Below are 12,618 nucleotides of genomic sequence, written 5' to 3'. Positions count from 1 at the left end.
AATCAGCCCCGCCGCTGACCCCTGTCAACGCTCCCGGCCGCTATTCCGCTTACCTTGAAGTTAATTCATCACCAAAATCGACAATCATGACAGGCGGAACTTTTTCTTTGATGCTACTCTTCGCGGTTATCTTGTTCATCATCCCAGTCATGATGGGATTCTCAGGCCACAACCGCCTGGGTTAACGCTTAGCCCGGCGGCGGCGCCACCACCAAATGCCCAGGCCCAATACGATGACAATTGGCCAGGCCGTAACCGTGCCCAGTACCAGGTTTTTCAGCAGCCCCCAGCCATCTGCAAAAGCCGATGCGATTTTGCTACCGAAACTGCGGTGGGCGATGCCCTCTGAGCGGGTTTCGTAAAGCGTCAGGTATAAGGTGCTGCGGTCAACCTGCTGGCTGAGGTACCTGAACTGTGCCTCCATGGATTCCACCTCTTCGATCACTTGCCGGAGGTTATTCTCCACGGCCAGCACCTCGTTTACATTCTTAGCCTGAGCCAGCAACTCCTGGTAACGGGCTATTACCGCACGCTTGGAGGACAGGCGGGTTTCCAGGTCTACATATCTCCGGGTTACGTCCTCCGAATTGACAGAACGGGAGCTGACCTGCAAAGCCAGCCCTTCCAGGGCATTGAGCATGGAGTCCAAACGAGCGGGCGCTAACCGGATCACCAGCCGGTTCTCCAACCGCTGCCCGTACTGCTGTTCTTCCTCAGCCGTAATCTCTGCCTCATATGCTTCCACAATAGCTTTCGTCTCCTTTAGTGCAGCCTCGTAGCTGGCCACCTCCATCTGAAGGTGCGCGGTACGGATGACTTTCTTTTCCGGTACGGATTCGCCGGGCTCACCACTTGCTTTCGCCTCAGTGGTTTGGTCGGGCATGGCTTCCTCACTGGCGTAGGAATAATCAGACGAACCAGATTTTCCGTCACAGGCCATAGCCGAAAAAGCCAGGATCAATAGCGGGATGAGTATGCGAATATTCATTTTCATAGGTATTTCGGGTTTGATTGCCAAGCGTAAGGATGCCATTCCGGACGAACTTGGTGCGCACAGGGTTGTTAAGGCTTTCCCGGCGGGACAAATTACAAAATCTACCTGCCAAATTGTCACATAGCCGGTGAATTTGTTTTACCTTTGCCGACTACTTTGAAAACGGGACAATAATGTACGATGATAATCCAACCTTGGCCGGCCTGACCAAGACCATAGACGAACAGCGACAGGGCGAAGCTTTTTTCCAGGAGCAGGCAGCAACTGCCAATCCGGAGGAAGCCCGGCATTTCTACATTGAGAGCTACGGCTGCCAGATGAACTTTAGCGACAGCGAAATCGTTGCTTCCATCCTGGCGCAGGAAGGCTATCAGGCTACCCGGAATATGGAGATTGCCGACCTCATTCTCATCAATACCTGCTCTATCCGCGAGAAGGCAGAGGATACGGTGCGCAAGCGCCTCCGGATATTCGACAAAGTCAAGAAGAAACGCCGTGGCACACTCGTGGGCGTACTGGGCTGTATGGCCGAGCGCCTGAAAGCTCAACTGCTGGATGAAGAAAAACTGGTGGACCTCGTCATTGGCCCTGATGCTTACCGCGACCTGCCGAAGCTTATCGCCACAGCTGAAGATGGGGACAAAGGCATCAACGTTTTCCTCTCCCGTGAGGAAACCTACGCGGACATCAACCCTATGCGCCTCGACTCCAATGGCGTATCGGCTTTCATTTCTATCATGCGGGGGTGCGACAATATGTGCTCTTTCTGCGTGGTGCCTTTTACACGGGGCAGGGAGCGGAGCCGCAATGCCTTCAGCATCGTAGCCGAAGCTACCGATTTGTACGAACAAGGCTATCGGGAAGTAACCCTGCTCGGTCAAAACGTGGATTCTTATAAATGGGAAAACCCTGAAACCGGCAAGGCGCTGACCTTTGCCCAGCTTTTAGAATTGACGGCACAGGTGCACCCGGACCTCCGCATCCGTTTCAGCACTTCCCACCCCAAAGACATTACGGACGAGGTGCTGTACACCATGAAGCAGTATGAGAACATCTGCAATTATATCCACCTGCCTGTGCAGTCCGGTAATAGCCGTATCCTTGACCTGATGAACCGGACCTACGACCGGGAGTGGTACACTAACAAAGTGCGCCGCATCTACGAAATCATGCCCGACTGTGCTATCTCTTCGGATATCATTACCGGGTTCTGCAGCGAAACTGAAGCGGAACATCAGGATACACTCAGCATGATTGAGTTGGCCAATTACAGCATGTCCTACATGTTTTATTACTCTGAACGCCCGGGCACACTCGCTGCGCGGAAGTACGAGGACGATGTCCCGCTTGAAGTAAAAAAACGCCGCCTGCAGGAAATCATCCATTTGCAGGCTCAGGTATCCTTTGCGCACAACAAACAAGACATTGGGAAAACCTTCAAAGTGTTGATTGAAGGCGATTCCAAGCGCTCAGACCAGCAATTCAAAGGGCGGAACTCGCAGAATAAAATGATTGTGTTCGATAAGCGCGAAGGCCTGGCACCCGGCGACTATTGCTATGTGAAAGTCTCGGATGCCACTAGTGCCACGCTTATCGGCGAAATCGCTGACGCTTAGACCTATTTTACATACCGAAAACCAACTACCCCAAATGGACGTCAACCTCCAATCCATCAAACGACGCTTTGGCATCATTGGGCGGTCTCCCCTACTCGACCGTGCACTGAGCACCGCTATCCGTGTATCCGGTACCGACCTTTCGGTACTGATTACCGGAGAGAGCGGTGTGGGTAAGGAGGTGTTTTCCAAAATCATACACGCGCTCAGCACACACAAACACAACAATTTTATTGCCATCAACTGCGGGGCCATCCCCGAGGGTACTATCAACTCAGAGCTCTTCGGGCACGAGAAGGGTTCTTTTACCGGGGCTACAAGTGAGCGCAAGGGCTACTTCGAAACCTACGATGGGGGCACTATCTTCCTGGACGAGATTGGGGAAATGCCCATGGACACGCAGTCTTTTCTGCTCCGCGTCCTGGAAACCGGCGAATTCATCCGTGTGGGAGCCTCCAAAGTCCAAAAGACCGATGTGCGCATCATCGCCGCCACGAACGTCTCCTTGCTCGAAGCTGTCAAGAAGGGCAAATTCCGGGAAGACCTCTACTACCGCCTCAACACAGTGCCCATCAGTGTGCCGCCTTTGCGGGAGCGCCGGGAGGATATCTACATGCTCTTCCGGAAATTCGCTACTGACTTTGCCGAAAAATACCGGACTGCTTCTATTCAGCTCGACGACAAAGCCCGCCTGATGCTGGAAAACTACAGCTGGCCCGGCAATATCCGGGAGCTGAAGAATGTGGCGGAGCAAGCCTCGGTTATGGCAGAAGAAAAACTCCTGGATGCGGAGCATTTGCTGCAGTACGCCCCCCAAATCAACCGCCGCAATCTTCCTATGATTGCCGATCAGAAAAGTACCGGCGGAGATGGGGTCAGTATGCAGGAGCGGGAAATTTTTTACAAACTCATGCTCGACATGAAAAATGACCTCAATGACCTGAAAACCCTGGTCTTTGAGCTCATCCGCAATAACGACCTGCGCGTACCTGATGCCAGTGATATCCGGGGGCTGCAAGCGCCTTCTTCCAGTTTCCCCGGGCATAGCTCCTCCGAAAAGCAGGATGTCAAAGATTTTTTGCACGACTACCACGACGAGGATTACCAGCACGAGGACCTGCCCGATAGTGTTAAGCCCATCATTCTCAACCACGACGATCCGGATCAGCAGCCTTATGCTCAAACAGAAGAACTGGAAGAAAACCTGTCCCTGGAAGACAATGAAAAAGAGCTGATCTACAAAGCCCTGCGCAAGCACAATGGCCGGCGCAAAGAGGCCGCTACAGATCTGGGCATTTCCGAACGTACGCTCTACCGTAAGATCAAGCAATACGGGCTATAGCCGCCTGAACAGCGCAACAGTATACCCTGGGAGTGCTACTTATCACCTCCCGTTTGCATGCCCTTTTCCACGTGCCCCCTGCTTTAATTTTATGTAAAGTTTTCCGAAAAAGCCGTTCATTTCCTGCAGACCTGCTATCTTTTGCATTCAAAAGGGTATAGTTATGGATATCAGAAATGACCTACTCCCAGCCATGGAGCGCCGACTGCTCGGTTTCCTCAATCGTATCGATAATGCCACTGCGCTATCAGAGGCTATTCGTGACCGCAATCAGAACAGCGGTACCGGTATTGGCGAAAAGGTGGCGGAGCGCATCCTCAAAGCACGAAATGACCTGCCTGGGCGTCATTTTCAGAACCTCAAACAAGTAGAAGCGGTACCCGGACTAGGCAAAGACAAAATACTGGACCTTATGCACGCTTTCAAAAAGCCTGCCGCACAGGCCTTCCGCAGCAGCATGTACAACGGTGTCATTCTCAACAACTGGGAGCTGGAGTATTTCACCTCTATTTTTGAAAACGAGGCAGCTTTCCAGGAAATCATCGATTCTAAATCCAGTCTGGCCGAATTCGTTGGTGATCAGGTAGAGCAGATTTCTCTGGAACGGTACAGTAACAGCAAAGCGGCAGAGCTGGCCGGCGAACTGGTGGAGCGCTGCTACGATGAGTACTTTCCCGATTCACACTTTGGTGCCTACGCTTTGGCGCTTTGGTTCTATCAGTTTGATGCTGATAACTGGTTCTCCTTCGAGCGCGTCTTGAAGGAAACAGAGAAATACCTGAACTTCTACCCGGAATGGGAGGACCGGCTGGAGCTTCATTTGTACAAAGGCTTCGATAACACCGGAGTACTTGTTGATCCGGTGACTCAGGTGGATTTGCCAGTTGTAATTAACCGGGGGGAGCGGGCTATTACGATATGGACTTGCCAGTTGAATGATTAAGCATAGCTTTGGTAAGGTACGCTGATGACGCTGATCTTGGCAATCCGGTGCCGCCATACAAGCATGCCCCCCTCGCAATCAGCGAAAATCCGCGCAATCAGTCTAATCAGTGTTCCCTACCGCCACACACGAAAAAGGTACGCTGATGACGCTGATCTTGGCAATCCGGTGCCGCCATACAAGCATGCCCCCCTCGCAATCTGCGAAAATCCGTGCAATCAGTCCAATCCGTGTTCCCTACCGCCACACACGAAAAAGGTACGCTGATGACGCTGATCTTGGCAATCCGGTGCCGCCATGCAAGCATACCCCCCTCGCAATCAGCGAAAATCCGCGCAATCAGTCCAATCCGTGTTCCCTACCGCCACACACGAAAAAGGTACGCTGATGACGCTGATCTTGGCAATCCGGTGCCGCCATACAAGCATACCCCTGCTCGCAATCAGCGAAAATCCGTGCAATCAGTCTAATCCGTGTTCCCTACCGCCACACACGAAAAAGGTACGCTGATGACGCTGATCTTGGCAATCCGGTGCCGCCATACAAGCATGCCCCTGCTCGCAATCAGTGAAAATCCGTGCAATCAGTCTAGTCCGTATTCCTACCCAATAAAACTAAGGCCGGCTAACCACCTCCCCAAACTCCCGGTCCAATACCCTCACTCCCCCTCCAGCGGTAGTCACCACCAGTTGCTGCCCGTTAGGGCTCCACACGGCAATCCAGATGATGGTTTCAAAAGTGTACTCCGGCAAGGGCGTTTTGCAAGTAAAAAGGCTGGCGGATAAGATGGCTAAGGTAAGGTAGTTTTTCATGTCGGATGATTTTAGGTAAAAATAGCCTACTGCCCCCTGTCAGGCGGATAAAAAATTACGATTATCCTACCATTAACACTGCCGCGTAGCGCGCTTTTCCGTATACTAGTGCTTTCTAAAATCGGCTTTTAAAAACATGATCGACCGCAAAGACTTCCACCGCCATGCACCTGATATTACCAACTGGATACAGCAGTACTTCGACCAATTGGAACAATTGCCCGTAAAGTCGCAGGTAGCACCAGGTGCTATTTATAAGCAAATCCCGGAACAAATGCCTGAATCCGGGGAGCCGTTGGAGAGTATCCTGCAAGATATGGACCGCATCATCCTGCCCGGTATGACCCACTGGCAACACCCCAATTTCCACGCCTACTTCCCCGCCAACAGCTCAGTGGAGTCGGTATACGCCGAAATGATGACCGCTGCCATGGGCGCACAGTGTATGATTTGGGAAACTTCCCCGGCTGCCGCGGAACTGGAAGAGCGTATGATGGAATGGCTGCAGCAAGCGATGGGCATCCCACAAGATTGGGAAGGGGTCATTCAGGATACGGCTTCTTCCGCGACCCTGGTGGCTATTCTGACGGCCCGGGAAAAGGTGACCAACTTCGAAGCCAATGAAAATGGTGTGCCGCCCAATCTGCGCGTTTATTGCTCCACACAAACCCACTCCTCGATTGAAAAGGCAGTAAAAATAGCTGGTATCGGTCGTAAAAACCTGGTCAAAATTCCTGTGGACGAGCAAATGCGGATGCGGGCGGATGCGCTTGAGGCACAGATTCAGCAAGATGTGGAATCAGGCTACCTGCCTTGCTGTGTCGTCACTGCGGTAGGCACTACCGGCACCGTTGCCGTAGACCCCATCCCGGAGATCAGCGCTATCTGCGCCCGGCATAACGTATGGCACCACATTGATGCGGCCTATGCTGGTTCTGCCCTCATCCTGCCTGAGTATCAATGGATGATTGAGGGGATGGAACAGGCCGACAGTTTTGTTTTCAATCCACACAAATGGCTGTTTACCAATTTCGACTGCACAGCTTATTATGTAAAAGATGCCGATATGCTGGTGCATACCTTTGATATCCTGCCGGAGTACCTCAAGACCCGCACCCGAGGGCAAGTCAACGACTACCGGGACTGGGGTATTCCACTCGGTCGGCGATTCCGGGCACTAAAACTATGGTTTGTCCTGCGTAGTTTTGGGCTGAAGGGTATGCAGGAGCGCCTACGGAAACATATTGCACTCAATACCCAGTTTGCAGAATGGGTCGAACAGTCCGAGGACTTCGAGTTACTTCTTCCTCCCTTTCTCAACTTCACCTGCTTCCGCTTCCGGCCGGATGACCGCCCGGAAGAAACCCTCAACGCCCTTAACCAGGCATTGGTGGAAAAGGTGAATCAGCGGGGCAAACTATTCCTAACGCACACCAAAATTGAGGACCAGTACGTTTTGCGCATGGTCATCGGGCAAACCTACGTTGAAGAACGGCATGTGGAAGCCGCCCAGGCGGAGCTGCAAACCGTAGCCCGTTTGAGCGGCGTTCAGTTTCAACCGCCGCTCAAACCACCATACTAAACAGCTCTCCTAATGCCATAAAAGCACCACGCCATTCTTCGTCCTTGAAAGTCCGGACACCGGATTCATACTCCTTGAGCAGGGAAAAGTACAGGTTTTGGCTCTGCCAATATTCCATAGAGATCTCGAGCTGACTGATGGTTTGCAGTACGGCCACCAAGGTTTTCAGCTGCTCCAGGCTCCATTCGCCGGTTTGCATTTGCTGCAATTCGCGGAAAACCCGTTCCTCAACAACAAGCTTAAAGGCTTGCTCATTAGTAAGGGGTACATCCCAGCGGCGGAATTCTGCATAAATTCGGCGCAACTCCCGGCGGTTAAGAGTGCCATTCTCGAAAATCTCCAACAGATCGTGATTCAACACAAAGGCTACTGCGCTGCGGTAATACTCCGGCACCGGGATATCACTCACCGACATGCCCATCATCAGCTGATAGTTGTCTTCGTAAATGTCGCGCAGGGCCTTTTCCACCTGCTCTTGGCTATCCTCAGTGATTTGCCTCAGGATTTTCCGTTTCTCATCGGTGAAAAGTTCCCAGATAGAAAATTTCTCCTGCCCAAAGTAAGTTTGCATCTGCCCGATCACCTCGCCCAGGTTAGTACTCCGGAATGCTTCCTTGGCAGCCTCTGCCATCTGATCAAAATCCGCCCGGCTCATGTCCAAAGAGATATTTCCGATGATATTCTGCTGCCCCAGATAAAGCACGGCAAAGCTGAAGTGCTTGCGGGACAAGGTAGTTTTGGACTGCACCGTAGTCCGGCCCAGCGCAAGGCGGTATTTACCTGCCGATAGGCGGTAGAACACCTCACTGTCTGCCATGTAGTTGAAAAACTCCAGGTGTTCCGGGTACTCCTCGAAGATCGAAGAAGCGGCGTAGTGCATGCCTACCCTTATCAGGTCTACCCGCGCTGGTGCTACGTATTTGCGGTAGCTCTCCGCCGCGTTTTCATACACATTGCTGGGAATCTGCTCCAGGCGGGCAACGAATGCATCGTGCAGATCTGTATCGGACACCTGAAATGCATAGTGGATCGCCCGGTTGGCATACTGCAGGATTTGGTTAGTCTCGATACCCGAAACCTCATCAAAAAACCAGCCGCAACTCGTAAACATAAGCATAGCATGGCGTTGCAGCTCCATGAGGCGGAGTAATTGGATAAGCTCAGCTTCATCCAGGTCTTTTTTGGCATGCGTACGCACGAAAACATCTACCGTCGCCGGATTGCGGTCAAGAAGGACCTGAATGTAATCACTGCGTGCCGCCCAGGCATCCTTCATCAACTTCCCGGCTGCTTTTTCATAGATCGGGACCAGCTGATCGCGTAGCCAATCGAGGGCTTCCCGCAGGGGCGCGCGCCAGTCCTGTGTCCAGGTCGGCCGGCCGCCGGTGTTACAACCGCAGTTCGACCGCCAGCGTTCCACGCCGTGCACACAGCTCCAAGAGCTATTTTCGTGGATCTGCACCTCGTAGGTGGGTGCGTGGAGCTCCAGGTATTGCCCGTAATTGATGACCGTGGCGATGCCTTGTTCTTCAATGGAGCGCAGGCAGGCTGCCAGGGCCATCTCCCCATGCAGGTGGTGGTGGCCATAGCTTTCCCCGTCGGTGGCGATGTGCGCCAGTTGGGGCTCCTCACTATCAGTGAAGGCTTCCTGAAAACGGTTGGCGAAAGCCATGCCGTTGTTGAGCAGCCCCTCAAATGCTACGCCCTGCGCAATGCCGCCATGGTAGAAAAACAGCGTGATGGTTTTACCGGAAGGCAACTGACAAAGGTAAGGTCGGCGGGTGTCCACCGCTGCGTGCCCCTGCTCCTCCCAGTCTGTTGCGCCTATTTTCCGAATGGCTTTGGCCTGACGGGGGGCCAGCACGGTAAACGTGATGCCTTGTTCAGCCAAAACTTCCAGGGTCTCCGTGTCTACGGCTGTTTCCGCCAGCCACATCCCTTCCGGCATACGATTAAAGCGGTGCTTAAAATCAGCGATGCCCCAGGCGATTTGAGTCTCCTTATCGCGGCGGTTGCAAAGTGGCAAAATGAGATGGCTATGTGCCTGTGCCATCGCAGAGCCATGCCCACCGAAGAGCTCCTGACTCTGCCGGTCGGCCATCAGTATCCGGGCGTAGGTCTTGGGGTCTGCTTTTTCCATCCAGGACAGCAGCGTAGGCCCAAAGTTGAAGCTGATCCGGGCGTAGTTGTTGACGATGTCGATGATACGCTGTTGCCCGTTGAGTACCCGGGCAGTCGCATTCGGCGCATAACACTCAAAGTTAATGCGCTCGTTCCAGTCGTGAAAGGGGGCTGCAGAGTCCTGCACTTCTACTGTCTCCAGCCAGGGATTTTCCCGGGGTGGCTGATAAAAGTGGCCGTGAATGCAAGCGTATCGTTTGGGTGCGGTCATTGTAATTCTTTGGATTGATCCTGACGAAGGTAACAACTTAGTGTAACACCTACAATAAAGAAATCAGTATGGTGTTTATGTACCCATCAGGCTTGATGCGTTGGATCAGTGTAGTGGGAGAAATGAGCTATTTTCAACCCCTGGCTCCCGGTAGTTATCAGGAATGAAAGGGCCGCCTCAGACTTCCAAGACCGGCAGGCAAGCGCCTTTTTAACCCCGCAATGATTCCCGGCGCATCAAGTCTATTGCCTATATTTGACCCTAAAATTACCTATGCGCTATATGACCTCTTGTCTTGTCTTGATTTTGAGTGCCTGCTCAAACGACCCACCCCCACAAAAAGCGCCGCTGACCGATTTTACAGTAAGCTGGGACAGCACAACTGCAGTTGTAACCGATCAGGTCACAGGGATCATAAAAGCCCAGCAAGAAGCGCAACTCCTGCTGAACGTCCTTGATACCATTCAGGAAGCGCCCTACCCGGAACTCAAGGCCCGGATCGAACAGGAATTGAAGGGCCTGGGGGCGGCTTCTGAAGCTTCTTTTGCTTTTGTCAACCGCTGGCAGGAAGGCGCTACCCGGCTCAATCAGTTAAAAGAAGAGCAGGTGGGTACTGTTTCCGAACAGGATTTAATGCCATTACGGGAACTGGAACAGGAAGGGCAACAACAAGCCAAAGCCTGGGCTGCTCAGCTTGATACTGTACAAGTCCTTTTTCGGGAAGCCAAAATACTGTTGGACTAGCCTAAAAACGTAGCCTATTTCAAGCTTCGAAGCCTCAGAGCATGTTGGCTTAGAGCGTGTTGGGACTTTTGCCTTCTAGTCGAAAACTAATTTTTTTTGGTTAGACGAGGTACGAAAACCGGAGTTTAGCCTGAGTTAGATAGCCCGTCCCGCAGTTTGCAGGAAGGATTTTCGGGGCAAAGCATAAGCAAAAAAGTATCCCGGTGCACCGCATAGGCTGATTACTAAAGTCCCAACACGCTCCTAATCTTTTCGCTCCGGTAAGCTGTGCTAGCCCCAAAGCCCGGCCATAGTGTACGGGCTGCCTTCCATCGCCCAAAAGCTCCCGTCTACAAATCGGTATTCGGGCCCAATCTGGGCGATAAACTGCATATCTTCCACACTTAGCTCTACCCCGGAGGATTCCAGGTTTTCCTTTATTCTGCCCGCATTGGTGGATTTAGGAATCACCGCAGTGCCCCGGTGCAACGCCCAGCTGATCAATACCTGCCCGGGTGTGCAATCCCGCTTATCAGCAACCCGCTTTACGGCAGGGTGCTCAAGCAGCAAAGGCTCATCGTCTTTTTTGATGGCAGAAGACCGGTCTTTGGAGCCCAGGGGAGAATAGGCAGTCAGGTGCACGCCCAACTCCTTGCAGCCTTTCCGCAGGTCTTCCTGTGGCAGGAAGGGGTGCAGCTCCACCTGATTCATTTCAGGCTTTATCCGGCTGTTGCCTACCAGATGCCGGACCCGTTCCAGATTAAAGTTAGACACCCCGATATGACGAGCAAGACCTTCGTCCACAGCGGCTTCCATGCCCTGCCAGGTCTCCGTTAGCGGCACTTCGTCCAGGCTTAGAAAATCGTCACTGCCTTTGGGGAACATAACGCCCGGGCTGAGCGCAACCGGCCAGTGGATCAGGAAAAGATCAAGGTACTCGAGTTTGAGGTCACTGAGTGTCTTTTTCAAGGCAGGGATGACATCGGCTTTGCGGTGGGCATCATTCCACAGCTTGGAGGTCACCCAAAGTTCGGACCGTTTCAGTACGCCTTGCTGAATAGCCTCCTGTATGGCATTCCCAACCTCAGCTTCATTGCCATAGATCGGGGCGCAATCAATGTGCCGGTAGCCGGTTTTCAGGGCTGTCAGTACCGCATCGTAAACCTCGCCGGGCTTAGATTTCCAGGTGCCCAGTCCAATCATGGGCATTTTGTCGTTGTGGGAAAAGTTAAGTGTCTTCATACTATCCCGAACTGCAAATACACGGTAAATGTTTGGCTACACCTCCCGGCATTTGATCAATGAAGACCAGCAGTTTGCAGACCGATTACAAAAGCCCTCCACACGCCCTTATCAAGCGTGCGCTAATAATCCGTCTTTATCGTCTTATCGAAGGGCACTCTAAACTGATAACCCACGTTTTCGTCCAGGTCATCGCTTAGTACATCTACACCGTAGCGCACCTTGCGGGGGTCATCATAAACCAGCGTTCCGAACAGGCGGTCCCAAAGCGAAAAGATATTGCCATAGTTGGAGTCCGTCCACGGCCGCTCAAAGTGGTGGTGGAACTTATGCATATTGGGCGTAATGAAAACCAGGCTGAGCGGCTTGTCCAGCCAGACAGGCACCGTGATATTAGCGTGGGTGAGGTAAGTGAACAGGATCGTCGCAATCCGGTAAAACAGGTAATACGCCAGAGGGATACCAAAAACGACAACGCCAAACAGCGCAAAAACCTCCCGGATCACATAATCACCGGGATGATGCCGGGTGCCCGTGGTGGCATCCACTTTGGTATCGCTGTGGTGGACCAGGTGGAACTTCCACATCCACTTCACTTTGTGCAAAAGGTAATGCGCCAGGTACTGAGCGACCAGGTCCAGGAGCATCACAGCCAGGAGGAGCTCTGCCCAGGCCGGCAGATCGAGCCAGTACAACAAGCCGAACTCATACTGCGCACCCCAGATAAATACGCCTGCTGTGGCTATGGTAAACAACAGGTTAATTACCAATGACGTACTCAGGAAGATGAGGTTAACGCCAGCGTGTTTCCATTTTTTATAGTTAAGGGTCACTAAGGGCACTGCCCCTTCCAGTACCCAACTGACAGACAAACAGGCAAAAACCCAGGCCAGCTTTTGCCAGGCGGGCATCGTTTCAAAAAATGTAAGAAAGGCTTCCATAGTTTACCAGTTTTAATTAGGAACAAAAATA

The 12,618-nt window shown here is 52.5% G+C and carries 10 protein-coding genes; 5 read left to right on the top strand and 5 right to left on the bottom strand.

Annotation, left to right across the window (positions count from 1 at the left end; translation table 11 throughout):
* Positions 1 to 181: 181 nt before the first annotated feature.
* Entirely contained in the window at positions 182 to 994 is an 813-nt protein-coding gene (locus RIC19_RS01985) for a DUF4349 domain-containing protein (protein ID WP_350176297.1), read from the bottom strand.
* Between the two features lie 173 nt (positions 995 to 1,167).
* On the opposite strand from RIC19_RS01985, the gene miaB reads away from it, so the two are divergent.
* The 3 genes from miaB to RIC19_RS01970 all read left to right on the top strand — a co-directional run bounded on the left by miaB (position 1,168) and on the right by RIC19_RS01970 (position 4,895).
* Positions 1,168 to 2,610 carry a tRNA (N6-isopentenyl adenosine(37)-C2)-methylthiotransferase MiaB gene (gene miaB / locus RIC19_RS01980; RefSeq protein WP_350176295.1) on the top strand — a complete coding sequence of 481 codons (1,443 nt, stop codon included), beginning with the start codon at positions 1,168 to 1,170 and terminating at the stop codon, positions 2,608 to 2,610.
* A 34-nt stretch (positions 2,611 to 2,644) separates the two neighbouring features.
* The gene (locus RIC19_RS01975; protein ID WP_350176293.1) at positions 2,645 to 3,952 is read left to right on the top strand and encodes a sigma-54 interaction domain-containing protein; all 1,308 of its coding nucleotides are present in this window, start codon (positions 2,645 to 2,647) and stop codon (positions 3,950 to 3,952) included.
* 163 nt (positions 3,953 to 4,115) lie between these two features.
* The gene (locus RIC19_RS01970; RefSeq protein ID WP_350176291.1) at positions 4,116 to 4,895 is read left to right on the top strand and encodes a ComEA family DNA-binding protein; all 780 of its coding nucleotides are present in this window, start codon (positions 4,116 to 4,118) and stop codon (positions 4,893 to 4,895) included.
* A 614-nt stretch (positions 4,896 to 5,509) separates the two neighbouring features.
* Here RIC19_RS01970 and RIC19_RS01965 read toward each other — a convergent pair.
* On the bottom strand, positions 5,510 to 5,707 hold the full coding sequence (locus tag RIC19_RS01965) for a hypothetical protein (RefSeq protein ID WP_350176289.1): 198 nt from the start codon (positions 5,705 to 5,707) through the stop codon (positions 5,510 to 5,512).
* A 136-nt stretch (positions 5,708 to 5,843) separates the two neighbouring features.
* On the opposite strand from RIC19_RS01965, the gene RIC19_RS01960 reads away from it, so the two are divergent.
* Positions 5,844 to 7,289, top strand: coding sequence for a pyridoxal phosphate-dependent decarboxylase family protein (locus RIC19_RS01960; protein WP_350176287.1), 1,446 nt, complete (start codon positions 5,844 to 5,846; stop codon positions 7,287 to 7,289).
* Here RIC19_RS01960 and RIC19_RS01955 read toward each other — a convergent pair.
* Entirely contained in the window at positions 7,273 to 9,681 is a 2,409-nt protein-coding gene (locus tag RIC19_RS01955) for a DUF3536 domain-containing protein (protein ID WP_350176285.1), read from the bottom strand. The genes RIC19_RS01960 and RIC19_RS01955 overlap by 17 nt on opposite strands.
* A gap of 282 nt (positions 9,682 to 9,963) precedes the next feature.
* Between RIC19_RS01955 and RIC19_RS01950 the strand changes: the two genes are divergently transcribed.
* Complete coding sequence (locus tag RIC19_RS01950; RefSeq protein ID WP_350176283.1) at positions 9,964 to 10,425, top strand: hypothetical protein; 462 nt, start codon at positions 9,964 to 9,966, stop codon at positions 10,423 to 10,425.
* Positions 10,426 to 10,695: 270 nt separating this feature from the next.
* Here RIC19_RS01950 and RIC19_RS01945 read toward each other — a convergent pair whose 3' ends face one another.
* Both RIC19_RS01945 and RIC19_RS01940 read right to left on the bottom strand, forming a co-directional pair.
* Positions 10,696 to 11,646 (bottom strand): aldo/keto reductase, encoded by a 951-nt coding sequence (locus RIC19_RS01945; protein WP_350176281.1) that lies wholly within the window; start codon positions 11,644 to 11,646, stop codon positions 10,696 to 10,698.
* Between the two features lie 122 nt (positions 11,647 to 11,768).
* Positions 11,769 to 12,587, bottom strand: a complete 819-nt coding sequence (locus RIC19_RS01940; RefSeq protein WP_350176279.1) for a sterol desaturase family protein — start codon at positions 12,585 to 12,587, stop codon at positions 11,769 to 11,771.
* Between the last annotated feature and the right edge of the window lie 31 nt (positions 12,588 to 12,618).

This window comes from Phaeodactylibacter sp., assembly GCF_040219495.1.
GTDB lineage: Bacteria > Bacteroidota > Bacteroidia > Chitinophagales > Saprospiraceae > Phaeodactylibacter.
The sequence above is the reverse complement of the archived record's forward strand: the minus strand, read 5'-3'. Positions and strand labels throughout refer to the sequence as shown.

Bases quoted from the DNA above. Each gene is read 5' to 3' on its own strand.
- RIC19_RS01975 (WP_350176293.1), top strand. From the start codon at position 2,645: ATGGACGTCAACCTCCAATCCATCAAACGACGCTTTGGCATCATTGGG.
- RIC19_RS01950 (WP_350176283.1), top strand. From the start codon at position 9,964: ATGACCTCTTGTCTTGTCTTGATTTTGAGTGCCTGCTCAAACGACCCA.
- RIC19_RS01955 (WP_350176285.1), bottom strand. From the start codon at position 9,681: ATGACCGCACCCAAACGATACGCTTGCATTCACGGCCACTTTTATCAG.
- RIC19_RS01970 (WP_350176291.1), top strand. From the start codon at position 4,116: ATGGATATCAGAAATGACCTACTCCCAGCCATGGAGCGCCGACTGCTC.
- miaB (WP_350176295.1), top strand. From the start codon at position 1,168: ATGTACGATGATAATCCAACCTTGGCCGGCCTGACCAAGACCATAGAC.
- RIC19_RS01985 (WP_350176297.1), bottom strand. From the start codon at position 994: ATGAAAATGAATATTCGCATACTCATCCCGCTATTGATCCTGGCTTTT.
- RIC19_RS01960 (WP_350176287.1), top strand. From the start codon at position 5,844: ATGATCGACCGCAAAGACTTCCACCGCCATGCACCTGATATTACCAAC.
- RIC19_RS01965 (WP_350176289.1), bottom strand. From the start codon at position 5,707: ATGAAAAACTACCTTACCTTAGCCATCTTATCCGCCAGCCTTTTTACT.
- RIC19_RS01945 (WP_350176281.1), bottom strand. From the start codon at position 11,646: ATGAAGACACTTAACTTTTCCCACAACGACAAAATGCCCATGATTGGA.
- RIC19_RS01940 (WP_350176279.1), bottom strand. From the start codon at position 12,587: ATGGAAGCCTTTCTTACATTTTTTGAAACGATGCCCGCCTGGCAAAAG.